The organism is Kribbella catacumbae DSM 19601 (assembly GCF_000372465.1).
Taxonomy (GTDB): Bacteria; Actinomycetota; Actinomycetes; order Propionibacteriales; family Kribbellaceae; genus Kribbella; species Kribbella catacumbae.
This window is the reverse complement of record NZ_AQUZ01000007.1, coordinates 237184-263808: the sequence shown is the minus strand read 5'-3', so window position 1 is coordinate 263808 and position 26625 is coordinate 237184. Positions and strand designations below refer to the sequence as shown.

The 26625-nt window shown below is 67.1% G+C and carries 22 protein-coding genes; 13 read left to right on the top strand and 9 right to left on the bottom strand.

The annotated features are described in order from the left end of the window. Positions 1–99: 99 nt before the first annotated feature. The gene (locus A3ES_RS0110755) at positions 100–666 is read right to left on the bottom strand and encodes a TetR/AcrR family transcriptional regulator (protein WP_020386811.1); all 567 of its coding nucleotides are present in this window, start codon (positions 664–666) and stop codon (positions 100–102) included. 224 nt (positions 667–890) lie between these two features. Between A3ES_RS0110755 and A3ES_RS0110750 the strand changes: the two genes are divergently transcribed. From A3ES_RS0110750 to A3ES_RS46835, 4 genes are all read left to right on the top strand, one after another. Continuing rightward, entirely contained in the window at positions 891–2021 is a 1131-nt protein-coding gene (locus A3ES_RS0110750; protein ID WP_020386810.1) for a lipid II:glycine glycyltransferase FemX, read from the top strand. Positions 2022–2025: 4 nt separating this feature from the next. Beyond that, positions 2026–3027: an alanine racemase gene (locus A3ES_RS0110745; RefSeq protein WP_020386809.1), complete on the top strand. Its 1002-nt coding sequence runs from the start codon at positions 2026–2028 to the stop codon at positions 3025–3027. An 87-nt stretch (positions 3028–3114) separates the two neighbouring features. Then, a complete protein-coding gene (locus A3ES_RS0110740; RefSeq protein WP_020386808.1) occupies positions 3115–3846 on the top strand; it encodes a methyltransferase domain-containing protein in 732 nt (243 codons plus the stop codon). Positions 3847–4010: 164 nt separating this feature from the next. Beyond that, positions 4011–4664, top strand: coding sequence for a cutinase family protein (locus A3ES_RS46835; protein ID WP_020386807.1), 654 nt, complete (start codon positions 4011–4013; stop codon positions 4662–4664). Positions 4665–4824: 160 nt separating this feature from the next. Here A3ES_RS46835 and A3ES_RS0110730 read toward each other — a convergent pair whose 3' ends face one another. Further along, positions 4825–5982, bottom strand: a complete 1158-nt coding sequence (locus A3ES_RS0110730; RefSeq protein WP_020386806.1) for an NAD-dependent epimerase/dehydratase family protein — start codon at positions 5980–5982, stop codon at positions 4825–4827. A gap of 147 nt (positions 5983–6129) precedes the next feature. Between A3ES_RS0110730 and A3ES_RS0110725 the strand changes: the two genes are divergently transcribed. Continuing rightward, positions 6130–6855 carry a methyltransferase gene (locus A3ES_RS0110725; protein ID WP_026162748.1) on the top strand — a complete coding sequence of 242 codons (726 nt, stop codon included), beginning with the start codon at positions 6130–6132 and terminating at the stop codon, positions 6853–6855. Here A3ES_RS0110725 and A3ES_RS0110720 read toward each other — a convergent pair. Next, positions 6773–8971, bottom strand: a complete 2199-nt coding sequence (locus tag A3ES_RS0110720) for a glycosyltransferase family 2 protein (RefSeq protein WP_020386804.1) — start codon at positions 8969–8971, stop codon at positions 6773–6775. The two genes, A3ES_RS0110725 and A3ES_RS0110720, sit on opposite strands and share 83 nt — an antisense overlap. Beyond that, positions 8968–9885: an NAD-dependent epimerase/dehydratase family protein gene (locus A3ES_RS0110715; protein ID WP_040454389.1), complete on the bottom strand. Its 918-nt coding sequence runs from the start codon at positions 9883–9885 to the stop codon at positions 8968–8970. The genes A3ES_RS0110720 and A3ES_RS0110715 overlap by 4 nt, the downstream gene beginning before the upstream one ends. A 254-nt stretch (positions 9886–10139) precedes the next feature. On the opposite strand from A3ES_RS0110715, the gene A3ES_RS0110710 reads away from it, so the two are divergent. Beyond that, positions 10140–14108, top strand: a complete 3969-nt coding sequence (locus A3ES_RS0110710; RefSeq protein WP_020386802.1) for a GH92 family glycosyl hydrolase — start codon at positions 10140–10142, stop codon at positions 14106–14108. 281 nt (positions 14109–14389) lie between these two features. Here the strand turns inward: A3ES_RS0110710 and A3ES_RS0110705 are convergent, their stop codons facing one another. Then, positions 14390–15013 (bottom strand): hypothetical protein, encoded by a 624-nt coding sequence (locus A3ES_RS0110705; RefSeq protein ID WP_157630434.1) that lies wholly within the window; start codon positions 15011–15013, stop codon positions 14390–14392. 246 nt (positions 15014–15259) lie between these two features. On the opposite strand from A3ES_RS0110705, the gene A3ES_RS0110700 reads away from it, so the two are divergent. Both A3ES_RS0110700 and A3ES_RS0110695 read left to right on the top strand, forming a co-directional pair. Further along, positions 15260–15514: a type II toxin-antitoxin system Phd/YefM family antitoxin gene (locus tag A3ES_RS0110700; protein WP_026162746.1), complete on the top strand. Its 255-nt coding sequence runs from the start codon at positions 15260–15262 to the stop codon at positions 15512–15514. Then, positions 15511–15762, top strand: a complete 252-nt coding sequence (locus A3ES_RS0110695; RefSeq protein WP_020386799.1) for a type II toxin-antitoxin system RelE family toxin — start codon at positions 15511–15513, stop codon at positions 15760–15762. Before A3ES_RS0110700 ends, A3ES_RS0110695 begins: the two co-directional genes overlap by 4 nt. 18 nt (positions 15763–15780) lie before the next feature. On the opposite strand, the gene A3ES_RS0110690 is transcribed toward A3ES_RS0110695, so the two are convergent. From A3ES_RS0110690 to A3ES_RS0110680, 3 genes are all read right to left on the bottom strand, one after another. Continuing rightward, entirely contained in the window at positions 15781–16974 is a 1194-nt protein-coding gene (locus A3ES_RS0110690) for a mannosyltransferase family protein (protein ID WP_083933332.1), read from the bottom strand. A gap of 287 nt (positions 16975–17261) precedes the next feature. Then, positions 17262–19487 (bottom strand): transglycosylase domain-containing protein, encoded by a 2226-nt coding sequence (locus A3ES_RS46830; RefSeq protein ID WP_020386797.1) that lies wholly within the window; start codon positions 19485–19487, stop codon positions 17262–17264. 110 nt (positions 19488–19597) lie between these two features. Further along, a complete protein-coding gene (locus tag A3ES_RS0110680; RefSeq protein ID WP_020386796.1) occupies positions 19598–21094 on the bottom strand; it encodes a short-chain fatty acid transporter in 1497 nt (498 codons plus the stop codon). Between the two features lie 223 nt (positions 21095–21317). Here A3ES_RS0110680 and A3ES_RS0110675 point away from each other — a divergent pair, with 223 nt between their 5' ends. From A3ES_RS0110675 to A3ES_RS0110655, 5 genes are all read left to right on the top strand, one after another. After that, positions 21318–21899: a PadR family transcriptional regulator gene (locus A3ES_RS0110675; RefSeq protein WP_020386795.1), complete on the top strand. Its 582-nt coding sequence runs from the start codon at positions 21318–21320 to the stop codon at positions 21897–21899. A 10-nt stretch (positions 21900–21909) separates the two neighbouring features. Then, complete coding sequence (locus A3ES_RS0110670) at positions 21910–22989, top strand: inositol-3-phosphate synthase (protein ID WP_020386794.1); 1080 nt, start codon at positions 21910–21912, stop codon at positions 22987–22989. A gap of 85 nt (positions 22990–23074) precedes the next feature. Then, the gene (locus tag A3ES_RS0110665; RefSeq protein WP_040454386.1) at positions 23075–23929 is read left to right on the top strand and encodes a DUF72 domain-containing protein; all 855 of its coding nucleotides are present in this window, start codon (positions 23075–23077) and stop codon (positions 23927–23929) included. Between the two features lie 88 nt (positions 23930–24017). Further along, positions 24018–24170 (top strand): hypothetical protein, encoded by a 153-nt coding sequence (locus A3ES_RS53930; protein WP_020386792.1) that lies wholly within the window; start codon positions 24018–24020, stop codon positions 24168–24170. After that, positions 24167–25258: a hypothetical protein gene (locus tag A3ES_RS0110655; protein WP_020386791.1), complete on the top strand. Its 1092-nt coding sequence runs from the start codon at positions 24167–24169 to the stop codon at positions 25256–25258. Before A3ES_RS53930 ends, A3ES_RS0110655 begins: the two co-directional genes overlap by 4 nt. Here the strand turns inward: A3ES_RS0110655 and A3ES_RS0110650 are convergent. Next, complete coding sequence (locus tag A3ES_RS0110650; RefSeq protein WP_020386790.1) at positions 25255–26616, bottom strand: PEP/pyruvate-binding domain-containing protein; 1362 nt, start codon at positions 26614–26616, stop codon at positions 25255–25257. The genes A3ES_RS0110655 and A3ES_RS0110650 overlap by 4 nt on opposite strands. Positions 26617–26625: the final 9 nt, after the last annotated feature.

Below are 26625 nucleotides of genomic sequence, written 5' to 3'. Positions count from 1 at the left end.
ACTTCCTGTCGGTCGGGACACAACGCGAACCCCAGACCCATTTCCCAACAGGCTCTGTAGAGCGCCAGCCCGTCATCCAATAAGCTAGTGAATTGGGCTTCAGGCGCGGTAGCGCAGGCCGTCCATCAGCAGGTCGAGGAGGCGGCCGGCCTGCTCGCGGTTGGCGCTGGCGGCCAGGGCGACTCCGCTCAGGGCCTTCAGAATGTCGTCGGCCGCGACGTCCGAGCGGATCTCGCCTGCCGCGGCGCTGGCCGCCAGCAATGGCCGGATCGCGCCGACGAGCAGCTCGAAGCTGTGCGCGTACGGATCCGCGCCGGAGGCGATCAGTGCCCGGAGCGCGTCGGCCATCCCGATCTTGCGGGTCATGAAGTCGATGAAGCGGTCCATCCAGGCCCTGGTCGCCTCGGCCGGAGGCATCGCGGCGAGCAGCTCGGGGGCGGCGGCGCAGACGGCGGCGAGCTCGTTGCGGTAGACCGCCTCGACCAGCGCCTCGCGGGTCGGGAAGTGCCGGTACAGCGTGCCGATCCCGACGCCGGCGTTCTTGGCGATGCCCTCCAGCGTCGCGTCGAGGCCGCACTTCGTGAACGCCTTGGCGGCGGCATCCAGGAGCAGATCGCGGTTGCGCTGGGCATCCGCTCGCAGCGGACGGTCAGCGGGCGCGTTCATCCCACTCCCCCTCTCGCTGCGTGCCGACGTGGATCACGAACCTAGCCGACCGGGCCACCCCCGGCTGGTCCTGGCGCAGCCGGAAGACGGATCAGGATCGGTAGTACCGGGGTCGTACGAGCGTCCCGCACCGTCGTACCCGGGTCGTAGTTTGGTTCCGCTGAGCGGTTGGGCACCCCGGCTCGGCTACGGTCTGGCGCCGCGGGCCGGTAACCTGACCGACCGTGAGTGACTTGAGCATCCGGACCATCTCCGCCGAGCAGCACGCCGCCTACCTCGCGGCGCAGCCGTCGGCGAGCTTCCTGCAGACCCCGGGCTGGGCGGCGGTGAAGAGCGAGTGGAAGGCCGAGTCACTGGGCTGGTTCGATCCGGCCGCTCCGAACGATCTGGCCGGCGTCGCGCTGGTGCTCTACCGGCAGATGCCGAAGGTCAAGCGGTACCTCGCCTACCTGCCTGAGGGGCCGGTGATCGACTGGGACGCGATCGACCTCGGCCGCTACCTGCGGCCGCTGGCGGCGCACACCCAGGAGCAGGGCGCGTTCGGGCTGCGGATGGGTCCGCCGGTGCCGACCCGGCGCTGGACGGCGAAGACGATCAAGGACGCGATCGCCAGCGGGCAGCAGCCCAAGCTCGGCGACGTCCGGCCGGACGTGATCGAGCCGTCCGGCGCGACCGTGTCGGCCCAGCTGCGCGCGCTCGGCTGGAAGCCGCCGCGAGTCGGCGAGGGCTTCGCCGCGGGACAGCCGCAATTCGTCTTCCAGGTGCCGCTGGCCGGCCGGACCGAGGACGACCTGCTGACCGGGATGAACCAGCAGTGGCGCCGCAACATCAAGAAGTCGGCCAAGCTCGGCGTCGAGGTCAGCCAGGGCACGATCGAGGATCTGAAGGCCTTCCACGCGCTGTACCTCGAGACGGCCGAGCGAGACCACTTCACCCCGCGACCGCTGCCGTACTTCGTCAAGATGTACGAGGCGATGGCACACCAGCCCGCCGACTGCTGTGACTTCCGGGTCTACAACGCCCATCACGAGGGCGACCTGGTCGCTTCGACGATCTGGGTCCGGGTGGGCGGTCACTCCTGGTACTCCTACGGTGCCAGCTCGACCGCCAAGCGAGACGTCCGCGGATCGAACGCGATCCAGTGGCGGATGATGTCGGACGCCCTCGCCGCGGGCGCGTCCGTGTACGACCTACGGGGCATCACCGACACCTTGGACGCGAACGACCCGCACGTCGGGTTGATCCAGTTCAAGGTCGGCACCGGCGGCGAAGCCGTCGAGTACGTCGGTGAGTGGGATCTGCCGTTGAACAAGGCGCTCTACACCGCATTCGACCTCTACATGAGACGGCGATGACAACATGCCCCTGATCCTGCACATCGATTCCGATCGATGGCGCGACCATTTACGTTCCACGTGGAACCCCGACATCATCCCGGTCGCCAAGGGCAACGGGTACGGCGTCGGCAACACCCGGCTGCTGGCCGAGTCCCGCGCGCTCGGCGCGCGGACGGTCGCGGTCGGCACGTACACCGAGGTCCCGCCGGACTTCAAGGACGACATCGTGGTGCTGTCGCCGTGGCGGCCCTTCCTGGAGATCCCGCAGGGCAAGAACGTCATCCACACGGTCAGCCGGCTCGCCGACCTGGTCTCGATCCCGGCCGGCAGCCGGGTGCTGATCGAGGTGCAGACCTCGATGCGCCGGCACGGTATCGGCGCCCGCGAGCTGCGGCACACGATGCTGCTGAACGCGCTGGACCGGATCAAGTTCGAGGGCTGGTCGCTGCACTTCCCGATGGGCGCGGGCGGTACGTCAGCGAATCTCCGGGAGGCTCAGGAGCTCGGCCGCGCCGCCCGGGCGGTCCGCAACGGACCGCTGTGGGTGTCGCACGTCCCGGCCCAGAAGCTCGCGGACATCGGCGACAACGTGAAGCTCCGGATGGGGACCGGCCTGTGGCTCGGTGACCGCGGCGCCTTCGACGTCCGCGCGACGGTCCTGGACGTCCATTCCGTCCGCCGCGGCGAGCGCGTCGGCTACCGCCAGCGCCGGGTCGCCGGCGACGGCCACATCCTGGTGGTCTCCGGCGGTACTGCGCACGGAGTCGGCCTGGAAGCCCCGACCGCGGCGGCCACTGTCCGGCAACGCGCGATCGCGATGGCCAAGGGCAGCCTGGACGCCGCCGGGATGGCGCTGTCGCCGTTCACCATCGAGGGCAAGCAACGCTGGTTCGCCGAGCCGCCGCACATGCAGGCCAGCATGCTCTTCCTGCCCTCCTCGGTGGCCCCACCGGCCGTCGGCGACGAGGTCGGCGTCGACGTCCGCTTCACCACCACAGTCGTCGACAAGGTGTCGATGGACTAAGGTTTTTGGCGGTCACCGAGCGGGGTGACCGCCGTACAGGTCGGTGTTCTTGACTTCAGGTGCACCTGAAGTTGCACGGTGGTCAGTATGGGTGAACTGACATTCCTGGATCGGATCGAACAGACCACGGGCGCGCTGGCGTTGCGGGCCGAGTCGTACCGGTTGCTCGACCTCGCACCGGGTGACACCTGCGTCGACGTGGCCTGCGGTGCGGGGCATGCGGTCGGCGAGCTGAGCCGGGCGCAGATCAAGACGATCGGCGTGGACCCCGACCCCGCCGCGATCGCCACGGCCAGATCCCGTACGCCGGATGCCGTGTTTCACGTGACACATTCCGGCCAGCTGCCGCTCGAGGACGAGTCGGTCGACGGCTACCGCGCCGCTCGGCTGTTCCATCTGCTCCCCGACCCGCGCCCGACGATCGCCGAGGCTTGGCGCGTACTGCGGCCGGATGGCCGGATCGTGCTGGTCGGCCAGGACTACGGCTTCCTGATGCTCGACAGCGATGACCAGGACCTGACGGATGTGATCGAGCTGGGCCTGGAGTCGCGGTCGGTGTCACCGCGAGCCGCCCGCGGTTTCCGTGATCTCCTGCTCGACTCCGGATTTCACGATGTCGAGGTCGTCGTCCACACCGAGGTGATCACCGATCATCGGCAACTGGCCAAGCAGTTGGAGGGCGCGGCGTCGGCGGCGGTCGAGAAGGCGCTGATCACCCGCGCCGACGCCGACGGCTGGCTCGCCGAACAGGCCGATCGCGGCCACCGCGATCGCTTCCTCGCCGTGGCACCGATCCTGCTGGTCGCCGGCACCCGCTGACATCAGGCTCTCCGACCCGTTTCTGGAGTGACGGCCGCATCCGGCCAGGAAGAGGCCGGATCTCCTCGTTCGACCAGGACTTGATCGGTCGTTGATACCTTCGCCCCGGTGCGTTCAGCAGATCGCGCGGGGGAAGCATTTGCGTTATCACTCGGGAGAACTCAATGAAGAAATCTGCGGCCCTGTTGGCCGGTCTTCTGCTCGCGGCGGCAGGCGGCTATGTCGTGGCAGCACCTGCGGCGCAGGCGGCTGGATGTGAAGGTACCTACACGATTGTGGTTGGCGGCACCGGGGACAACGACTCCAACGCCCCGTACTGGCAGGGAAACATCAGCCAGCGCGTCGGGTACCCGGCCCAACCCATCGGCCACAACGCCCGGCAAGGTGTCAACGAACTGAATCGGCTGATCCGCGATCAGCGCAACGCGTGCCCGGATCAGCACGTCAAGGCGGTCGGGTTCTCACTCGGCGCCGCGGTGGTTCACACCTGGGTCACCGAGAACTGGCCGACCATCGACAACGTGAACGCGGTCCTGATCGCCGATCCCAAGCGGGCCGCAGGTCCTGGCTCCGCGGGCGCCGCGGCGCACCCGCTGGTGGCCCCGGTCGTGGGTGCCCCACTCGCCGGCGCCGACAACTTCTTCGGCGACATTCCCACCCTGACGCTCTGCACCGACGACGTGATCTGCGACGCCAATGCAACCTCGGGATTGCCCGGATACCTGTGGGAAGGAAAGCACGGGAACTACAACTTCAACGTCGACGTCTATTCCGACGACGCCAGCGGGCAGTGGTTCAACGGCGTCTACATCCCCTGACTCCAGAGCCCCTGTCGCGTCAGCGAGACCGGAGCTCAAGGCAACGGTCGTAGGACGCCTCGTACAGCAGCCGGAGTTCGTGATGCTGGCGGCAAGCCCGGACCGCCCAGCGTCACGAACTCCCGGCTGTAGTACTAAGCGACCTAGTCGGAGTACGAGGTCAGCTGGTTTGCTGGCGGCTGCGCCAACTGACGGTCGGGAGCAGGGCTGCCAGGTTCACCCGGTCCTTGTGTTCGGCCACGATGTCGAACATCGACTCGATCAGCGTGTCCGAGAGCAGGTGCGGCTGCAGACCGAGGTCGACCAGGCCGGTGTGCTTCACGTGGTAGTAGTGCTCCGGCTGCTCGACCCGCGGGTTCTCCAGGTGATCGATCTGGACCGGGCCGGGGAAGCACTCGGCGACCAAGGCGGCGATCTCGCTGACCGAGTGGCTCTCCGTCATCTGGTTGAAGACGCGGAACTCCCCCGCGTCCGCGGGATTCTCGACCGCGAGCCGGATGCATTCGACGGTGTCACGGACGTCCAGCAGGCCGCGGGTCTGCCCGCCCGTGCCGTAGACGGTCAGCGGCTCACCGAGCACGGCCTGGATGACGAAGCGATTCAGCACAGTGCCGAACACCGCGTCGTAGTCGAGCCGCGTCGCCAGTCGCGGGTCCCGCACGGTCTGCGGCGTCTGCTGGCCGTAGACCACGCCCTGGTTGAGGTCGGTGACGCGCAGACCCCAGACCCGGCAGCCGAACTCCAGGTTGTGCGAGTCGTGCACCTTGCTCAGGTGGTAGAACGAGCCCGGCTTCTTCGGGTAGAGCACCCGGTCCTTGCGGCCGTGGTGCTCGATCTCCAGCCAGCCCTCCTCGATGTCGATGTTGGGCGTGCCGTACTCGCCCATCGTGCCCAGCTTGACCAGGTGGATGTCCGGGTTGAGCTCGGCGACGGCGTACATCAGGTTGAGCGTGCCGATCACGTTGTTCTGCTGCGTGTAGACGGCGTGCTGCCGATCGATCATCGAGTACGGCGCTGCGCGCTGCTCGGCGAAGTGCACGATCGCCTCGGGCTGGAACTCGCGCAGCACGTGGTAGACGAAGTCGGCGTCACACAGGTCGCCCGTGTACGCCGTGAACTGTTGCCCCGAGACCTCTTGCCAGGCGGCCACCCGGGTGTCGAGATCTTCGATCGGGACCAGGCTGTCGACACCGAGTTCTCGGTCGTAACCTCGCCGCGCGAAGTTGTCGAGCACCGCTGTCTGATGTCCACTGTCGGACAGATGCAGTGCTGTCGGCCACCCCAGGTAACCGTCACCACCCAGGACGAGAACGCGCACGGACCGACCACCCTCCGGAAGGAAATGTTGCCTTTGTCTGTCCTGTGTACCCACCTGTTACCGAAAACACCTGGGTACCAGCTGGCAATTTCCTATGAATCAGCCCACACCCGAGGCGACTGGTGCAGGGGTTGCAGAATGGGCTGGATGCAAGAACATGACGGAGCCTTCAGCAACGCCACCGGCCGCACGCTCGAGCAGGGTGGCGCCGATCAACCGCGCTATCGCCGCTATCAAAGGGAACTGATCGCACCGTACTGCGGACGCTCCGTGCTCGAAGTCGGCGCGGGGCTCGGCGAGTTCGCCGCCGGCTTCACTGGTCTGGACCGTTTGGTCCTGACCGACGCGGATCCGGGCGCGGTCGCCCTGCTGGACAAGCGTTTCAGCGACCGTCCCGAGGTCGAGGCGCGACAGTTTGCCCTCGGCAAGGAGTTCTCGCTGGCCGAGCCGGTCGAGTCGGTGATCGCGATCAACGTGCTGGAACACCTCGAGGACGATGCCGCTGCCCTTGCCGGGTTGGCGAAACTCGTCGTCTCCGGCGGCAGCATCGTGTTGTGGGTGCCTGGCTATCAGCAGCTGTACGGCGAGTTCGACCGTCGCGTCGGGCATTTCCGCCGCTACACTCCGGCCACCGTCAGCGACGCAGTACTCCGGGCCGGGCTGCAGGTGGAGATCGCGAAGCCGGTCAACCTGTTGGGCGGGATCGCTTGGTGGGCAGCTGTTCGTCGTGGTGGGAGCACTGCACCCAACCCGAAGCTGGTCGCGATCTACGACCGATTCGTCGTACCGGTCACGCGGGCGGTGGAGCACCGGGTGCGCGTTCCTTTCGGCCAAACGGTCTTGTGCGTGGCACGTACTCCCGCCACCAAGTAGTGATCATCACCCGCGCGTAGTTGGCGCCGTACACGAGTCCCGGTCCCTTCTTGCTGGTCCCGTCTCCCCTACGGCGCATGGTCATCGGCAACTCGACCACGCGAGCCCCACTGGCCAGTACTCCGAGCAGCAGCTCAGACGACTGGTACTGCGGCTCGCGCAGCGTCACCTTGCAGGCAAGCGCTACTCGCATCGCGCGGAACCCGAAGGACGTGTCGGTCAGATGGCGGCGGGTCAGGATCGACGCCAGAGCAGCGAATACGCGCACCCCAAGCCACCGCAGTCTGCTGTCCGCGTCCTCCTCACCCAGGCGGCGTGAGCCCGTGACGAAGTCGGCCCTGCCCTCCAGGATCGGCTGCAACAGCACGTCGAGCTCGTCGTTGTCGTACTGCCCGTCCGCGTCAGTAGTGGCGACGTACTCCGCTCCGCCCTGCCCTGCAAGGTGATAGCCGAGCCGGAGCGCAGCGCCTTGCCCACGGTTGCGTGGGGCAACACAGACATAGGCGCCCTCCGCTACGGCGATCTCGGCCGTGTTGTCCTCGGCGCCATCCACGACGACCAGTACGTCGACCGGCAACCCGGCGCACGTCTTCGGCATGTTCGCCAGCACCGGGCCGATGCCGCCCGCTTCGTTGTAGGCGGCAATCACCACGACCAGCGGAGCGAATGCCGGCTCACCGTGCCGCTCGCGGAAGTCGTCGAGCGCCTCGGAGTCGGTCTGGTCCGGGTAGCTCGCCATCGCCGGCCGGCCCTGGTCCTTGCCCAGCAGGGCCCGCAAGCCAATCGCCCCTGCCAGCGGGAAGAGCACTAGCCCCGGCAGCTGGTACCGCCACGAGAACTCAAAGGCAGCAGACCCCAGCAACAGGATCAGACCGCCTGCAGCGGGCAGTAGAGCCGCCGAACGGAGCCCGGATCGCTTTGCTCGCCCGAGACCGGCTACTGCGGCCAGTGCGATCAGTACTGCGACCCCGAGCACCAGACCACTCGTGTAGCCGCCGTTGAGCTGGTAGGCCCGCAGTACGGCGGCTGGGTCGTGGTTGACGTGTGGAGCGGTTCCACCCCAGGTCTGGGCGGCCTTGGTCGTGTCCGGGTCGTCCAGGTTCGGGTAGGTCAGCTGGAACTGCCACCGCTCCAGCGGTACGTCGTCCGGCGAGGTGGTCCGGGTAGGCGCGAAGCCTTTCAGGAAGTCCTTGACCACGGCCCAGGCGACATCGAACGGCTGATGCCGGATCACCAAGGTGCTGAACTCCTGCGCCAACTGCTGCTTGGTAGTACCGGGTGGCAACGGGCCCGGCCAGTTCGGGTCGCCGTAGTGGTTGTGCGCGTACTTGTCGACGCCCAGGCGCTGGCCGAGCGGCTCCTTCGGGCAGAACAGCCTGGTGCCGTCGTTGAGCGGCAGCTTCGCGCAGTCGGCGACCACGGCGGTCCGGCCGTACAGGACCTGGTTCTCCGCGCCTGAGATGGCCCACTTGCCCGTCTCGCTGTGGACGTTGCCGACGTACGCGCCGAAGACCAGAGCGAAGCCGGCTAGCGCGGCAGCGGTTCGCAGTACGAGCCGGTGGTGGCGCAAGGCAACGACGAGGTAGAGGACCAGTGCGGCGACCAGGGTGACACCGATCGTGCGTACTGCGAACGCGGCGCCCAGGAGCAGCCCGGCCAGCAAGGCACGCTTCCAGCCCGGCTTGCCCCAGCCGAGCAAAGTCCAGAGGACCGCAACGAGCAGTACGTCGAAGGTGGTCTCCGCCATGATGTTCTGCTCGATCTGCACCTGGTAGGCGTCGAGCAGGATCGGCGCGGCCGCCAGAGCCGCCAGCCACCTGTAGACGGTGAGCCTGCGGGCCAGTGCGTAGATGGCGACGCCCAGAGCGAGCCCCGCAAGGTGCTGGACGATCACTACGCCGGTGAGACCGCCGAGGTCGACCAGTGGTCGCAGTACGAAGTCGTAGCCGATCGGGTTGAGCTGGTCCGGCTTCAGCTCCTCCATGTTCTTCAGGTACTGCACCGAGTCGGTGTAGATGATGGCTGGGCGGTAGGCGACTGTCGCCAGCACACGTAGTACCAGACCCGCCACCAGGAAGATGGCGAGCAACCAGTGCGTCCGGAGGGACCGCCTCACTGAGCTTGGAAGTACTGCCACGTCCGCGCCAAGCCATCCTCCAGTGACACCGTCGGCCGGTAGCCGAGCGTCTCCGCGCTGGCAGACACGTCGACCACTACCGCCGGCATCTCCCCGGCCGGCGCCTCCACATGCTCAGCCGGTACTGCGGCGCCTGTCACCGCGCGCACGGTCTCGACCAGGTCCAGCACCGAAACCGAGTTGCCCGAGCCGATGATGGCCCGGCCGTCGAAGCGGGTGTCGAGTGCGAGCAGTACGGCGGCCACCACGTCATCGACGTACACGAGGTCGCGGCGCTGCTTGCCGTCGCCGTACACGCTTACGCCGGTGCCACTGAGCGCGGCACGCATCATCCGCGGCACGAAGCTGTCCTTGTGCGACATGCCCGGGCCGTACACGTTGGTGAACCGCAGCGCAGCCGTCGCCAGGCCGTAGCTGCCGGAGTACGCCGACAGCAGCATCTCGCCCGCGGCCTTCGTCGCGCCGTACGGCGTGAGCGGGTGGAGCGGCCGCTCGGTGGTGATCGTCTCGGTGCCGACATCGCCGACCACGGCGTTGGTGGACGCCAGGATGAAGCTGTCCACGCCGCTGCCACGCGACAACTCGAGCAGTACCTGGGTGATCGTGACGTTCTCGGCGAAGGTTCGCATCGGGGCGTCGACGGAGCGCAGTACCGACGTCAGCGCCGCCAGGTGCACCACCGCCCGCGGCCGGGTCTCGAAGGCCGCGATGCAGACCTCCTGCTCGGACAGCTCGCCGGTGATCGCGGTGACCTCATCGTCCCAGGACGGGTCGGGCGGCTCCCGGTCCACCGCCGTCACCGGCAGCCCGCGCTTCCGTAAGGCAGCCACCACGGCCCGCCCGATGAAGCCGGCCGCGCCGGTCACGAGCACTCTGTCCCCGAATCCATCCATACCCAGCAACCTACCGCTGAGCGAACAACCGGGCGCCACTTGCGAACGGTCAGCGATGAACCCTTGACCAGGGGTGATCATGATGGGCAGGATCACCCCGGACGCGGGCTGACAACCTTGTCATCGGGGCCGCGTAAATCTCCGGCACGCGGCGACCGCCGTACGCCGGTCTTGCCGTGCAAGGAGCGTAGATGGATCTCCGCCGCCCATTGGGGCTCGTCACGTCTCTCGGTCTTGTTGTGACAATGACTGCTATGTCCTCATCGACTAACGCCAGCGCCGCCTCCGCCGCGAGTCCGGCCGCCGAAGCACAGCCGGCCGTCGCCGGTTCCAGCTTCTTCACCTCCTTCGAGCCGGGCCAGCCGCAGCCCGGGTACACCGACGCGGTCGAGACCGGCCCGGACGGGAAGCCGCGGACCGACGGCGTCCGCGGACCGACGCCGACCGGCATCGGCGGCAGCGAGATGGACAAGGTCGTCAAGGTGACCGCGAACGGCGAGAACACCGGTGGCGGTGAGATCGCCACGAACGCCGCCGACGGGGACAAGTTCACCAAGTGGCTGGTGTTCCAGCCGACCGGCTGGCTGGTCTACGAGACGTCGGCGCCGGTGGTGATCCGCAAGTACGCGCTCACCTCGGCCAACGACGCCGACGGCCGCGACCCGAAGAACTGGACCGTGTCCGGTTCGACCGACGGCACCACCTGGACCACACTGGACACCCGGACGGGCGAGGACTTCGCCACCCGGTTCCAGACCAAGGAGTACAGCTTCACCAACTCCACGGCGTACAAGTTCTTCAAGTTCGACGTCACGCTGAACCACGGCGAGAACATCGTCCAGCTCGCCGACTGGTACCTGTCCAACGGTGCCCCGCTGCCGCCACCCGGTGAGGTCGCCGAGTCGCGCCTCGACTCCGGCCCGACCAGCGCCTACAACGCCCGCGCCCGGACCGGCTTCACCGGCGTCAAGAGCTTCCGGTACGCCGGCCACCAGACCGCCGAGGGCCGGGGCTACACCTGGAACAAGATCGCCGACGTGGACCTGACGATCGGCGAGGACACCCAACTGGCGTACAAGATCTTCCCCGAGCACGTCGAGGGCGACCTGAGCTACCCGAGCACCTTCGCGGCCGTGGACCTGGCGTTCTCCGACGGCACCTACCTGAGCGATCTCAAAGCCAAGGACCACCACGGCTTCGAGCTCAGCCCGCGCGGCCAGGGTGATGCCAAGGGACTGTCCACGAACCAGTGGAACAACATCGAGGCCGACCTGGGCAAGGTCGCGGCCGGCAAGACGGTCACGCGGATCCTGGTCGGCTATGACAAGCCGACCGGCCCGGCCGACTTCCGCGGCTGGATCGACGACCTCCGGATCAGCAAGGCGACCAGTTCGGACGCCGCCGCGCAGAAGACCGCCCGGCATCACCCGTCTGACCTGGCCATCACCACCCGCGGCACGAACTCCACCGGCGGCTTCTCCCGGGGTAACAACTTCCCCGCGACCGCCGTCCCGCACGGCTTCAACTTCTGGACGCCGGTCACGAACGCCGGCTCGATCTCCTGGCTGTACGACTACGCCAAGGGCAACAACGACCAGAACAAACCCGAGATCCAGGCGTTCTCGATCAGCCACGAGCCGAGCCCGTGGATGGGTGACCGGCAGACCTTCCAGGTGATGCCGTCGACCGCCGACACGCCGACCGCCAACCGCAAGGCGCGAGCCATGGCGTTCAGCCATGACAACGAGATCGCCCGGCCGTACTACTACGGCGTCACCTTCGACAACGGCAACGCGGTCGAGCTGACTCCGACCGACCACGCGGCGATGCTGCGGTTCTCCTTCCCGGCCGGCAAGGCGTCGCTGGTGTTCGACAACACCAGCAACCTCGGCGGCCTGACGCTCGACCCCGAGACCGGCGTGGTCACCGGCTACAGCGACGTCAAGAGCGGTCTGTCCACCGGCGCCGGCCGGTTGTTCGTGTACGGCGTGGTCGACCAGAAAGTGGTTGCCAGCGGCAAGCTCGCCAACGGTGGCGGCGCGAACGTCGGCGGCTACTTCTCCTTCGACCCGTCGGTGAAGCAGGTCCAGTTGCGGATCGCGACCTCGCTGATCGGCACGGCACAGGCCAAGAAGAACCTCGAACTGGAGCTCGCCGAGGGCAGCCGGTTCGAGAAGGTCCGCAACGCCGCCCAGGAAGCCTGGGACGCCAAGCTCAGCACGATCCAGGTCGAGGGCGCGACGACCGACCAGCTCACCACGCTCTACTCGAACCTCTACCGGCTGTTCCTCTACCCGAACAACGGCTCCGAGAACACCGGTACGGCGAAGAAGCCGGTGATCACCTACGCGTCGCCGACGTCACCCAAGGTCGGCGCCGACACACCAACCACGACCGGCTCGAAGATCGTGGCCGGCCAGACCTACGTGAACAACGGGTTCTGGGACACGTACCGGACCGTCTGGCCGGCGTACAGCCTGTTCGCGCAGGACACCGCCGGCGATCTGGTCAACGGGTTCGTCCAGCAGTACAAGGACGGCGGCTGGATCTCGCGCTGGTCCTCGCCGGGCTACGCCAACCTGATGGTCGGCACCAGCTCGGACGTCGCGTTCGCCGATGCCTACCTCAAGGGGATCAAGGGCATCGACGTGCAGGCGGCGTACGACGCGGCACTCAAGAACGCGGCCGCCCGCCCGCCGACGGACAACGTCGGCCGCAAGGGACTCGACCGCTCGGTGTTCAACGGCTACACGGCCAACACCACCGGTGAGGGCTTCAGCTGGTCGATGGACGGCTACATCAACGACTACGGCATCGCCAACATGTCCAAGGCGCTGTACGACGCGGCGAAGAAGAGTGACCCGCGCAAGCAGGAGTACCTCGACAACTACGACTACTACCTGAACCGCGCGCGCAACTACGTCACGCTGTTCGACCCGGCGCTGAACTTCTTCCAGGGCAAGGACGCCGCCGGCGTCTGGGGCAACTCGCCCTCGACCTTCCACCCGATGGACTGGGGTCACGACTACACCGAGACGAACGCCTGGAACATGGCGTTCTCGGCCCCGCAGGACGGCGCCGGCCTGGCCGCCCTGTACGGCGGCCGCGAAGGTCTGGCGAAAAAGCTCGACGAGTTCTTCAGTACTCCGGAAGACGCCTTGCACACCGGCGGCTACGGCGGCACGATCCACGAGATGCTCGAGGCTCGCGACGTCCGGATGGGCCAGTACGGCCACAGCAACCAGCCGTCGCACCACATCGCCTACATGTACGCCTTCGCGGGCCAGCCGGCGAAGACGCAGGAGAAGGTGCGCGAGGTCCTGAACCGGCTCTACCTGGGATCCGAGATCGGCCAGGGCTACCCGGGCGACGAGGACAACGGCGAGATGTCCGCGTGGTACCTGTTCAGCATGCTCGGGTTCTACCCGCTGCAGGTGGGCTCCCCGTCGTACGCGATCGGGGCGCCGCTGTTCACCAAGGCGACGGTGCGGCTGGCCGGCGGCAAGAAGCTGACCATCAGCGCGCCGAAGAACAGCGCGAAGAACCTGTACGTGAAGGGCGTCAAGGTCAACGGCAAGAAGTGGACCTCGACCGCGCTGCCGCACGACCTGATCGCGAATGGCGGCAAGATCGAGTTCGACATGACCGACCAGCCGTCCAGCTGGGGCACCGGCCGCAACGACGCTCCGCCGTCGCTCACGACGCCGGGCGAGGACCCGAAGACCTGGCGCGACTCGACCGAGGACGAGGGTGCCGTCACGGCGGCCGGCGGCGTGGACGTGTCCGCGCTGACCGACAACGACTCGAAGAAGCAGATCACGCTGACCGGCGCGACACCGACGGTCACGGTCGACCTGCAGCAGGGCCGGCAGGTCACGATGTACACGCTGACCAGCGGAAACACCGGTACTGCGCCGTCGGCGTGGACGCTCGAAGGGTCGAACGACGGAACGACGTGGACCGAGGTGGACAAGCGGAGCGGCCAGGCGTGGGCGCTTCCGGCGTACACGAGGTCCTTCAGCGTCGCGGCGCCGAAGGCCTATACGCAGTACCGGCTGGTGATGACTCCGGCGGCCGGGGCTGACGGGGTGACGCTGTCCGAGCTCGAACTGCTCGGCACCCTGAAGGGCATCGAGGCCGGCACCCACCCGAGCGACAAGCGGGTCGCCGAGACCAAGCCGAGCCCGACGCCATCGCAGTCCATCGACCGGAACTTCGGCTAGCCCCGCCCCCCGTTCATTCGCCCTCTTTTCACCCTCCCGGTCGGCCCGCGGTCGGCCGGGAGGTCCAAAGAGGGTGAAAAGAGGGCGAATGAACGGGAGGTGGGCACAAAAAACTTCCGGCGGAACCTGCCCCTGAGAGGTTCCGCCGGACGCCCGCGCCAGTCGGCCGGGAAGTATGGAGGGGTGGCGACCCCGCCCGGCCTGCCACCCCAACATCCTTACTGACGAGCGAGGCTCCGGTTAGGTTGCCTTGACCCAAAACTGTCCACATCCCGGACAGTTCAGGCGAGCCAGCCGCAGAACTGGCACTCCGCTGCCGCCGCGGCGAGCCGGCTGCCGTTGCGCTCGGGCTCCAGGACGGAGTACTCGACCCCAGTCGTTCCGTACCCGACGTCCCAGAAGTCCGTCCCGGCCAGCTCGGGTTGGAGCGGCCGCTCGACCAGGCTCTCGATGCTGTGCTGCGCGTAGCGGACGTCGTTGAGCTTCTTGCCCACCGGGTAGCCGGCGATCCCGAGTACGGCGACCACCAGCAGAATCGCGACCGGCTTCGGCCGCTTCCACCCGCCCGCTGACTGGCTCAGCGCGAACGCACCGACCAGGGCGACCGCCGCCCCGAAGTACAGGAGTGGAGCCCAGCCCTGGAACCAGACGAGCGGCGCGCTGGCGGCGAGCAGAAACGCGATGGCGGCTCCCACACCGAACGCCACCCCGACTCCCGTGTACGCCGCCAGCGCGACGACGGTGATCGCGGCGACGACCCCACCGGCGATCACACCGACCGTGAGGCCGGCCAGCAATGCCCAGCACTCGTCGTCCGGGGCGCACCGGCCCTCGTAGACGAAGTACCGATCAGCCCAGCCACCACCGCCACCACAAGCCCGAGGGCAAGCGCCCCCACCAGGCACAGCACCTGGCTACTCAGTCGCTTGTCACCGCTCGGCTGTCCCGCTTTCCCGGTCATGCGCTCACCGTAAGTCGCCACGCTCCGGCGACGCGTGAGCACAACTACTCAACCGGCCTAGGTTCAGCGGAAGCGCAGACGACATCGGCCGCCAGCAGGGCTACTGCGGCCATCCCCAGACCGATGACCTTGATCGTCAGCCAGCTCGAACTCACTGTGCTGGGCGACCTGGTTGTGTACACTTCTGTACATGAGTGACACGTTGCCGATCACAGAGGCCCGGGGTCAGTTCGGCTCCCTGGTTCGCCGGGCCAGCTCCCGGCGCGAGCGCACCACGATCACCGACCATGGCCAACCAGCCGCCGTGATCATCTCGGCCCAGGAACTGGACGAGATCGAAGACGCCCTGGCGTTCGCCCAGTACGACCTGGAAAAGGCCACAGGCACACTGCACACAGTGCCGCATCGTGAGGCCCGCGAGCGGCTAGGTCTGACCAAGGCGTGACGTACGAGATCATCTGGAGCGAGCGCGCACTCGACCAGGCCACCGGTTTCCTCAAGGACGATCCCGAGGGCCTGGACCAGCTGTTCCAATCAGTCGATCTGCTGGCCGACGACCCCCGGCCGGAGGGCACGGCGGAGTACGGCACACCGGACCGCCGGCGGATGCGCAGCGGGCGCTATCGCGTCCTGTACGACGTCAACGACAAGACCGTGACCGTGATCGTGATCCACGCCGGCCGCACCAGCTGATAGCCAGCGCGGCAGATGTCAGCCGGTCCAGCGGCCCGTGAAGAAGCCTGCGGCCCAGATGGCCGCCAGGGGTATCGCCACCGCCAAGTAGAGGCGGCCTAGCCAGGGTCTTCGCTCGGCGAGGACTGCCAGGCCGATCCAGAGCGGCCACCAGAGCAGGGTCGCCCGGGTCAGTGAGTAGATCCAGAACGACGTGACGAACGCGGCAATCGTGCTGGCGACCCAGGCCGCCTCGCCCCAGGAGTGGCGCCAGAGCAGCCAGGCCACTACGACCAGGCCGACGACGAGCGCGACCAGTTCGGCCCGGAACATCCAGGTCCAGTCGCTGCGATCCCCCGCGAAGTGGCCCTTGGTCGCGGCATCCACGGTGTTCATCAGCGAGACCCAGGGCTTGGTGAACTCGCGGGCCCAGCCCTTCTCCTGCGCCTCCTGCCAGGCGAACCAGGAACCGTGGATCTGCTTCAGGTAGGCCATGAAGCCGAGTACCGTCACAGCCGGCAGCGCCAGCCACGGTACGGAGTACCAGTCTCTCTTCTTCGAGGTGAGGAACTCGACCACCAGTGCGCAGGCGAGGAAGATGCCCGACACCCGGACCGTCGCCGCGAGCGCTACGAAGAGTGCAGCACGCGCCCACCGGCCCTGTCGCGCCGCCAGCCAGCCGGGGAAGGCGAAGGCGCAGAACAAGGCCTCTGTGTACGGCGCCGCCAGGAACACCCCGACCGGAGCCGTGAACCAGATCAGTGCCGCCTTCGGACCGAAGTTGGCCAACTGCGGGAACTCGTACTGCGCCAGCCGGGCGAGGTACACGCCTGCGACGGCACTGGCAACCAGGGAGATCAGTACGCCGCCAGCGACCGGCCCTATGCCGGTCCAGCCGACTACACGCATCAGGTACGGCAGTCCTGGGAAGAACGCGGCCAGTGGAGCGCCGGACGGCTCACCGTGGTTGTAGCCGAAGTCTGCGATCGCCTTGAAGTGCCAGACGTCCCATTGCAGCCAGGCACGCCACACGTTGGGGTAGGTGTCGCCACGGTTGAACAGCAGCGGCGCCGAGACGGACAGGACGAAGATCCCGATCCGGGTGACCAGCCACCACCCGATCGTCTCGCGGAAGGTCAGATCCGGCCGCCACCGCACCCCGAGCGCAGTAGCTTCCTTAGCCCTCCGAGCCCCCTGCGGCTGCTCATCAGAGGCCGCCCGCTCAACGACCACCAGAAGCCCGCTCCTGCGCACAACCCACCCACTGCGCAACAAACCACCCAGGCGCCATCACACCCCAATGGTGCCCCATCCCCGTTCCCGGGTCGAACACACCAGGCATCACCCCCGGCAGGTCATACCCTCGACGGCGGGCGACCGGAAACCCGCCCGAACCCCAGCCCACCGCCGACCCCTTGTCCGCATCCGTGCATCCTCCCGGCACCGGCGCGGTCTTGGCCGGAGTACAAGTGCTCAATCGCGAAGAAGGCACCCCGGTTTCGGGGTGCCTTCTGCTGGAGCTACTGGCCGGTCGATGCCTCGGGTGGAGGGGTCTCGGTCGGGCCGGTGGGGAGGGTCGGGAAGGTTGGCTTCGTCGGCTTGGGCTTCGTCGGGCTGGGCACCGTCGGCTTGGGCGGCTTCGGCGTGTTCGACGGAGGCGGGGTGTTCGAAGGGGGTGGGGTGTTCGACGGCGGCGGGGTGCTCGACGGCGGCGGAGTGGGCGTCGGCGTGTACGTCGGCGTCGGCGTCGGGCTGTCCTTGATCTGCTCTTCGTCCGGCGGGGTGAACTCCGCGGCCTCCAAGCCCGCCAGAGCCGGCTCCATGTAGGCCAGCCAGGTCTTCACCGGCCAGTTGCCGCCGAAGAACGCCTCGTCCTCGCTGTACGGGTCCAGGTCGGACTCACCGGTCTTGCCGGCCCGGTACAGCACTGCGGTGGACAACTGCGGCGTGTAGCCCGCCCACCACGACGTCAGCGTGTCGGCGCCGTCCTTGCAGCCGCCACACTTGGCGTTCTCAGCCCGGTGCTCGAACGCGACACCACCGGCGGTGCCGGTCTTGCCCGCCACCGGGCGGTCGAGCTCCTTGGCGTCCCTGCCGCTGCCCTTCGGCCCGTCGACGACGTTCTGCAGAACGTAGTTGACCATCTGCGCGATCTTCGGGTCGAGGTTCTGCTTGGGGACGAGCTTCGCCTGCGTCCAGATCGACTTGTTGGCCGGCCCGGTGACGCTCTTCAGTGTGTGCACCGGCACGTACATGCCGTTGGCGGCGAAGGTCGCGTACGCGTTGGCCATGTCGACCGGCGACGCATAGGGGTCCGGCCCGAGCACGGTCGACGGGTTGTTCCGGCCGCGCTCGAGGGCGTCGGTCTTGGGGATCCCCGCGGCCTCGGCAGCGTTGACGAGTTTGTCCGGGCCGTCTTCCATCTGCTTGTCGACCAGGTCGTAGAACGCGGTGTTGATGGACTGCTCGGTGGCCTTCAGCAGGTTGACGTCGCCATAGTCCTGGTCGAACTCGTTGTTGAGTTCCTTGCCCTGGACCTCGATCGGACTGTCGCCCTGGAAGACGTCGTAGATGCTCCGGTTCTCCTGCAGCGCCGCCGCGACGGCGAACGGCTTGAAGGAGGAGCCGGGCCGGGCCTTCAGCGTCGCCCAGTTCAGCTGGCTCTTCAGGTAGTCCGGTCCGCCGTACATCGCGACCAGTTCACCCGTGCCGGGCCTGACCGAGGCCAGCCCGACGTGCAGGTTCGACCGGTTCTTCTTCGGCAACCGATCCGTGCCGGCTTTGATGATGGCGCTTTGCTTGCGCACATCGAAGGTGGTGACGACCCGCAGGCCGCCGCCACTGATCTGGTCCTCAGGGACGATCTTCGCGAGTTCCTTGCGGGCCATGTCGAGCAGGAAGCCCTTCGGGCCCTGGTACCGGTCGCTCTTCTTTTTCTTCTCGGTAAGGTCGGGCAGCTTTCCCTTGTACTGCGCTGCCTTGGCCGGCGAGATCGTGCCCATCTCCTGCATCCCGCTGAGGACGTACTGGTACCGCTCGATGATCCGCTTCTGCGCCGAAGGGTCGTCCGGGTCGAAGCGGGTCGGGTTGTTCAGCACGGTCGCGAGGAAGGCGGCCTCTGACACGCTCAGGTTCCGCGGGTCCGGCACATTGAAGTACGCGTCGCCCGCGGCCGCGATGCCGTACGCACCCTCACCGAAGTAGATGGTGTTCAGGTATCCCTCGAGGATCTGCTTCTTGTCCTGTGTGCGGCTCAGCTTGGTAGCGATGAAGAGCTCGGAGAACTTCCGCGAGAAGGTGCGCTCCTGGGTCAGGTACATGATCTTCACGTACTGCTGGGTGAGCGTCGAGCCACCCTGCAACTGCTCGCCCCGGGCGATGTTGAAGGCCGCCCGCGCCATGCCGGACGGCGAGATCCCCGGGTTGGTCCAGAAGGTGCGGTCCTCGGCGGCGATGATCGCGTCCTGGACGTGCTTCGGGACCTGCGTCAGCGGCACCGACCGCCGGTTCTGGTCGTAGAAGGTGCCGAGCACTGTCTTGTTGTCGGAGTAGTAGACCGTGGTCGTGTTCGTCGCGAACGCCTTGTTGGGGTCCGGGATCTCGGTCGTCTGGTAGCCGATGAAGAAGGTGGCGGCAGCGCCGATCACACCGAGGCAGAACAGTGCCAGCAGCCAGCCCAGGACCCTCAGTGCCCAGTGCTTCTTGCGGCGCGCGCGGGTAGGAGCTTTCCTACGAGCTTCACTCACAGTGCAATCCTCGACGATCTCGCTGAAGTCATTGCGACCCAGAGTACGGCCGATGTGGTAACGCTCCCTATTCCGCCTGGATCGTAGCGTCTCCTACCGGCCACCCTTAGTCAGCCGGTCACATGCGGCGCCAGGAGGGTCACGGCAAGTAGGGCTGCGGGGAAGCAGGCGAGGAACATCGTGAACGTGTAGCCCATGATGTCGCGGGCCTTGAGTCCGAGGATGGCCAGCGTCGGCAGCATCCAGAACGGTTGCAGCAGGTTGGCGCTGGCCTCCCCGAGGTCGTACACGACGACCATCCAGCCGGCATCCACGTTGAGCTGGTTGGCCGCGTCCAGCACGTACGGCGCTTCGATCACCCACTTGCTGCCACCACTGGGCACGAAGACGCCCAGGATGCAGGAGTAGATCGCCACCAACGGCGGGAACAGGAACTGGTTGCTCGCCTGCACCAGCCACCCGGCCAGGCGGGCCGAGATCCCGGTGTACGCGATCATGCCGAAGATGCCACCGTACAAGGGGAACTGCAGCAGTACGCCGGCCGCCGCGGGTGCTCCGTCACGCACCGCCCGTGCCATCCGCCACGGACGCCAGTGCAGCAGCATGGCGAGCAGGAAGAGGATGAGGTTCACCGTGTTCAGGTCGAGCGCATTGAAGAAGCTCTTGCCGTCGAAGTACCGGACCAGGTAGATCGTGCCGAGCAGGACGACCAGCAGGTTAAACAGCGGCGAGTGCTCGAGCCAGTCACCCGGCCTGCGCTTCTCGTCCTCCGCGCCGTCCACCCGCTGCCCGTTGTACGCCGAGCCCCGGCCGATCAGCGGCCGCAGCTCGATGCCGATGTCCTCGGCCGTCTTGGCGTTGCCCTCGCCGGGTGCGACGAACCACGCCATCGCCACGCCGACGACGTACACGAAGAAGGTGGCGGCGAGCGCCTGCCAGGTGAAGATCGTGTCGCTGAGCGGGATCAGCCCACTGGCGCGACCGCTCTCGCGGATCACTTCCTGGACCGGGCCGGGGCTGCTGCTCGCACTCGCGACTTGCAGCGCGGCCGAGCCGGACAGGCCCTGCGCCCAGACCGTGCCGAGCCCCAGGAACGCCATCGCGCCCAGCGCCCGATAGTCGGCCTTCGGCACGTTGCGGGCGACTTCACGGGCGAGGATCGCGGCGAAGATCAGGCTGAACGCCCAGTTCAGGTACGACGCCAGCATCGCGACCGCGGCGACGAAGGCGACCGCGGTCCGGGGTGACTTGGGGATCCGGGCCAGCCGGGTGATCAGCCGGGCGACCGGGCCGCTGGTGGCCACGGCGTACCCGCCGATGATGATCATCGCCATCTGCAGCGTGAAGGTGATCAGGCTCCAGAACCCCAGCCCCCAGGCGTCGACCAGGCCGAAACCCTTGGTCGCCGCCGGATCGTCCGGCCGCTTCAGCAGCGGTTCGCCGGTGACCAGGCCGAACACCAGCACCACGAAGGTGCCGACCAGAACGAACCCGAACGCGTCGGGCAACCACTTCTCGGTGAACGCGGTGAACCGCAGCGCGGTCCGGGCCAGCGGGCCCTCGCCCTCGGTGCCGTGCTTGGCGTGCTTCCCATGGCTGTCAGCCATGACCCTCCGCTCCTGGACCACGACTCTGTGTCAGCTGTTTAACGCAGATCAGCGCCTGACGTAACAGGTTTTCTCGCAGCGGGTCGTGACATAGCTGACAAAGTCCACCTTTGTTAAGGGTTGTCCACAGCCGATCGCGGTGCTTACAGTGGCGGTGCGATGTATCAACTCGATACATCAGGTCATGACAAACACATGACAAAATGGTCGAGGGAGGTGGGTCATGGGAAACCGCAGCGGGGTCCTGGAACTCGCCGTACTCGGCCTGTTGCACGAAGCGCCGATGCACGGATACGAGCTCCGCAAGCGCGTCAACGCCCAGTTCGGCTGGGGACGCGTGCTGTCGTTCGGGTCGCTCTACCCGTGTCTGAAGGCGATGCTCCGCAACGGACTGATCTCCGCCGACGCCGGTACGCCGGACGCCGGGCGGAGACCGAAGATCGTCTACACGATCACTGCCGACGGCAAGGACTACTTCGCTCAGGCGATGAGTGAGGCCGGTCCGTCGGCGTGGGAGGACGACACGTTCGGCGTCCGGTTCTCGTTCTTCGGCCGGACCGATCCGGCCACCCGGCTGCGCATCCTCGAGGGCCGCAGGGCCCGGATGGAGGAGCGGCTGGCCAACTTCCGGGCAGCGATGAGCCGGACCGCGGAGCGGGTCGACGCGTACACCCTCGAGCTGCAACGGCACGGCCTGGAGTCGGCCGAGCGCGAGGTCCGCTGGCTGAACGAGCTGATCGACGGCGAACGCAGCCGGCAGCGGCCCCCTGAAGAGCAACACCCGCCTGTTTCACCCCCCAACTAAGGAGTTCCAGATGACTTCGATCCGCGTAGCGATCGTCGGTGTCGGCAACTGCGCCAGCTCGCTCGTCCAGGGCGTGCACTACTACCGCGACGCGAAGCCCGACGAGCGCGTCCCCGGTCTGATGCACGTCCAGTTCGGCGAGTACCACGTTCGCGACGTCGAGTTCGTCGCCGCTTTCGACGTGGACGGCAAGAAGGTCGGTCTCGATCTCGCCGACGCGATCGGCGCCAGCGAGAACAACACGATCAAGATCTGCGACGTGCCGCCGAGTGGCGTCACCGTGCAGCGCGGTCACACGCTGGACGGTCTGGGCAAGTACTACCGCGAGACCATCACCGAGTCCGACGCGTCGCCGGTCGATGTCGTCGCCGCGCTGCGTGAGGCGCAGGTCGACGTCCTCGTCTGCTACCTGCCCGTCGGGTCGGAGCAGGCCGCGAAGTTCTACGCCCAGTGCGCGATCGACGCGAACGTCGCCTTCGTCAACGCGCTGCCCGTGTTCATCGCCGGTACCAAGGAGTGGGCCGACAAGTTCACCGCGGCCGGCGTACCGATCGTCGGCGACGACATCAAGTCGCAGATCGGCGCCACCATCACGCACCGCGTGCTGGCCAAGCTGTTCGAGGACCGCGGCGTCACCGTCGACCGGACCTACCAGCTGAACGTCGGCGGCAACATGGACTTCAAGAACATGCTGGAGCGCGACCGGCTGGAGTCCAAGAAGATCAGCAAGACCCAGTCCGTCACCTCGCAGCTGGTCGACGACATCGACCCGCGCAACGTGCACATCGGCCCGTCGGACTACGTGGCCTGGCTGGACGACCGCAAGTGGGCCTTCATCCGGCTCGAGGGCCGCAACTTCGGCGACGTACCGCTGTCGCTGGAGTACAAGCTCGAGGTCTGGGACTCGCCGAACTCGGCCGGCATCATCATCGACGCGATCCGCGCCGTGAAGATCGCCAAGGACCGCGGCATCGGCGGCCCGATCCTGTCCGCGTCGTCGTACTTTATGAAGTCGCCGCCGGAGCAGTACGCCGACGACGTCTGCCGCGACCTGGTGGAGAAGTTCATCAAGGGCGAGGTCGAGCGCTGACCCGGTACTCCGGTACTGCGGGCCCCGTGGCGATCCGTCACGGGGCCCCGCTCTTTGTCGGGGTGGTTCGGTAGCGTTCATCGTCATGCGGCTGCACGTGGGATGCGCGATGTGGACGCACGCGCCCTGGAACGGCCGGTTCCTGCCCCATCCGCTGCCTGCCTCCGAACGGCTGGAGGCCTATGCGACGTGGTGCACCGCGGTCGAGGGCAACACCACTTTCTACGCGACTCCAGCGCGCGCGACCGTTGAGATGTGGGCTTCGCAGGTCTCGCCCGACTTTCGCTTCGTGCTGAAACTCCCCAAGGTGATCACGCATGACCTTCGTCTGCATGACGCCGCCGACAAGGAACTGCACGCATTCCTGACCGCAATGGAACCGCTCGGACCACGGGCGCACGCTCTGTGGATCCAGCTACCGGCCTCCTTCTCGCCATCCGAGTTGGGCTCCCTCGCTGGCTTCCTCCATCGAGCACCGTCGGCCTTTCGCTATGCGGTCGAAGTACGGCATCCGGCGTTCTTCGAGCAGGAGCGAGTGGCTCAGCAGCTTGAACAGATCCTCGGCCGGGTCGGCGCCGAGTGGGTGCCTTTCGACACCGTGACGTTGTTCCAGACCGCGGCCACCAGCTACGGCGAGCGCGAAGCCTGGATGAACAAGCCACGGCTGCCTCGGCGAACGCGAGCACTCACGCAGTACCCGATCGTGCGCTACATCGGGCGGGATGACGTCGCCGTCACGATCGAAGGCTGGCAGTACCTCGCGGACCAGACCGCCTCGTGGCTGTCGGAAGGGAGGTCGCCGACCGTCTTCCTGCACACACCTGACAACGTCGAGTCGCTCGCGCTCGCCCGGCGCTTCTACGACGATGTCCGCTCGCGAGTGCCTGAGCTCGACCCGCTGCCCGAGCCGGTACCGGCCGAGCCGCCGACGCTTTTCTGAGGGTTATCCACAGCTGAGAAATCCGCGGCTGGGACAACGCCGAATCTCCATATGTTCTCCGGTGAGACCAACTCCCGGGAGGACAGCCATGGAATCCACTGAAGATCGCTACGCCCGCACCCAACTGCTGATCGCCGACCTGCGCCGGCGCGCGGAAGCCTGCGAGGATCCACGTGAGCAGGCCAACCTGAGCCGATCCGCGGACTCACTCGTCCGCCTGGCCGTGGCGCTCCAGCCGTGATCACCTCACGCGAGGGTCTGCTCGAGCAGCACGCCTGGGCGGCGCTGCGGATCAGTGGGGCGGACCAGACGGCCTGGAGCGGCGAAATCGTCGAAGCCGGTGAAGGGATTCTCGGTCTGGCGCACTGGGACGGCACGCTGCATCTCGACCGCGCCTGCATCCTCGAGCCGCTGCGGGATCTCTATGACCGTGGCGGTGAGCCACGCACCGATGCCGAGCTGATCCGCTACCGCGAGGCTTTGGTGACGCTGCTGCACGAACAGTCCCATTTCCTCGGCCCGGTGGGTGCCAGTCAGGAGGCGGCCCGTGCTGCCTTCAAGCTCCCCGGCAGCCGAGCTCTGGAGGAAGGCGTCGCCGAGTTGTGGGCCCACGACCACTTGAACGACTACATCCACGAGCTCGGGATCGAAAAGGTTGCCCCCGGCATCACCGAAGTCCGCAGCGAACCGTCGTACGCCGCGTTCGTCCCGGCCGTCCGCCTCTTCACCGCCGACCTCGACCGCCAGGCCGGGGCACCGGCGGGCGAGACGCTGCACCTACTGAACCGCCAAACCGCCGAAGGCCAATGGCACCAGGCAGTAGCCCGCATCTACGACTCCAGCCGACTGCCTCACCTCGCCCCGCCCGATCAGTCCCCAGCCATTCGGCTTCAGCTGGAACAGGCTCTCCGCAGTTCCTTCAGAGGTCTGGAGCTCTACGAACCCTTCCCCCGAGGCTTCGCCACCTCTCGCTCCCACGCCGCCGGCACCCGGCTCCTGACCTCGCTCCACCAAGAACTAACCACTGCTGAGTGCCGCTACACCCCAACCCCACGCCCGACCCGAATCAACCTCAACCCACCAGCGTTGCCCGCACCGCCAGGCCCCATCTCTCAAGCCACCGTCCCGCCGGCGTCCAGGCCGGCTCAGGTCTCCACTCCAGCCGACTCACCTCATTCCGCCCTGCACCACGCCCTGGCCGGAGTCACCCCTCCAGCCACTCGCCCTCCAGCCGCTCGCCTTCCGGCCGCTCCAGCCACGCCGCCCAGAACCATTCCGTCCGCCACTGCCGCTGGCACCGCAAGAGAGACCGGCACTGGCTCGCGCTAACGAGTTTCCTTCCGATGGACCTGGCCGGTGTTCCCAACGATCGTGATCTGCTGCCCGTTCTCCAGAGCGCTCATCACGCCAGGAACGCCAAGCACGGCAGGTATCCGGTGCTCACGGGCGACGATCGCGGCATGGGACAAGCTGCCACCCACCTCCGTAACCACGCCCGCAACCAACCCGAACAAAGGAGTCCACGCAGGATCGGTAAACCGACAGACCAAGATGTCGCCCCGCTCAACCCGCCCGAAGTCCTCAACCCTTTCCACCAACCGCACCGGCCCGGAAGCAGTCCCAGGACTCCCACCCACACCCCGCAGTACCGCTGGCTCGCTCGTCACTGCGGACTGGCTCAGGTCGGCGCTCTCAAGGGGAGCTGTGATCGGGCGCGATTGGAGTAGCCAGACACGATCGTTCTCCAAGGCAAACTCAAGATCTTGCGGCCCGCCAAGCTGCTCGGCAACGTCCTGCCCCAACTGCATGACTCGGTGGACTTGCCCGTCACTAAGACAAAACTGCTCCCGCTGGACGCGCGGCACCTCGCTCGCGACGACTTCGACAGCGGCCGTGGTGGGGCTGTCAGTTTCCAGCGCGGAGGGTCTGCCGTTTCCCTGCACCGTGAGGTTGCGATCTCTTCGGGTGAGTTTGGTGCCGAGCCTGCGGGTGAGTGAGTGGGGTGCGGGCGACGTCAGGGTGTAGGTGTCAGGTGTCACCAAGCCCTGAACAACGCTCTCACCGAGTCCCCACGAGGCTTCTATCACCGAGGCGCCGCCGACAGTCCGGGAGTCGGCGGTGAAGAGCACTCCGGCAACCTCAGCGTCCAAATGGCGCTGAACGATCACCGCAATCCCCGGGTTGGTGGACGACGCGTGGGGCGCAATCCCCGGGTTGGCGGCAGGGTGGATATTGCTGTGGATGGCTGACTGGGTTTGGCGGTAGGTGGTGGCGCGTTGGCTCCACAGGGATCCCCAGATTGTCTGGACCTTGTCAGTGACAGCGGGGAGGCCGTGGATACCCAGGAAGCTGTCGTGTTGACCTGCTGCTGAGGTGTTCGGGGTGTCCTCCGTTGTGGCTGACGACCGTACTGCGACCGGGTGGTCGCCCAGATCTGCCAGCGCAGCGGCCAGTTCGTCGAGCAACCACGGAGGAACTGGCTGGGACTCGACCAGGTGGCGGGCCTCGTCTGGGTCTTGGCTGGACAGTGCGTGGGCGAGGTCGAGGTGAGCAGTGACAGCTCGGTAGGCATCGACGGGGATCACGAAGCCCGGTGGGACCGGGAATCCCGCTCGAATGAGGCGGCCGAGGACCGCGGCCTTGGCGCCGGCGCTTTCCTGCGTGGCCTCGGCGAGACGGATGATCATCGAGCTTCT

Excerpts from the sequence above, each read along its gene's own strand:
- A3ES_RS0110715 (WP_040454389.1), bottom strand. The coding sequence starts at position 9,885 with ATGGATGGATTCGGGGACAGAGTGCTCGTGACCGGCGCGGCCGGCTTC.
- A3ES_RS0110700 (WP_026162746.1), top strand. The coding sequence starts at position 15,260 with ATGAGTGACACGTTGCCGATCACAGAGGCCCGGGGTCAGTTCGGCTCC.
- A3ES_RS0110740 (WP_020386808.1), top strand. The coding sequence starts at position 3,115 with ATGGGTGAACTGACATTCCTGGATCGGATCGAACAGACCACGGGCGCG.
- A3ES_RS0110665 (WP_040454386.1), top strand. The coding sequence starts at position 23,075 with ATGCGGCTGCACGTGGGATGCGCGATGTGGACGCACGCGCCCTGGAAC.
- A3ES_RS53930 (WP_020386792.1), top strand. The coding sequence starts at position 24,018 with ATGGAATCCACTGAAGATCGCTACGCCCGCACCCAACTGCTGATCGCC.
- A3ES_RS0110745 (WP_020386809.1), top strand. The coding sequence starts at position 2,026 with ATGCCCCTGATCCTGCACATCGATTCCGATCGATGGCGCGACCATTTA.
- A3ES_RS0110725 (WP_026162748.1), top strand. The coding sequence starts at position 6,130 with ATGCAAGAACATGACGGAGCCTTCAGCAACGCCACCGGCCGCACGCTC.
- A3ES_RS0110670 (WP_020386794.1), top strand. The coding sequence starts at position 21,910 with ATGACTTCGATCCGCGTAGCGATCGTCGGTGTCGGCAACTGCGCCAGC.
- A3ES_RS0110650 (WP_020386790.1), bottom strand. The coding sequence starts at position 26,616 with ATGATCATCCGTCTCGCCGAGGCCACGCAGGAAAGCGCCGGCGCCAAG.
- A3ES_RS0110680 (WP_020386796.1), bottom strand. The coding sequence starts at position 21,094 with ATGGCTGACAGCCATGGGAAGCACGCCAAGCACGGCACCGAGGGCGAG.
- A3ES_RS0110755 (WP_020386811.1), bottom strand. The coding sequence starts at position 666 with ATGAACGCGCCCGCTGACCGTCCGCTGCGAGCGGATGCCCAGCGCAAC.
- A3ES_RS0110710 (WP_020386802.1), top strand. The coding sequence starts at position 10,140 with ATGTCCTCATCGACTAACGCCAGCGCCGCCTCCGCCGCGAGTCCGGCC.
- A3ES_RS0110675 (WP_020386795.1), top strand. The coding sequence starts at position 21,318 with ATGGGAAACCGCAGCGGGGTCCTGGAACTCGCCGTACTCGGCCTGTTG.
- A3ES_RS46835 (WP_020386807.1), top strand. The coding sequence starts at position 4,011 with ATGAAGAAATCTGCGGCCCTGTTGGCCGGTCTTCTGCTCGCGGCGGCA.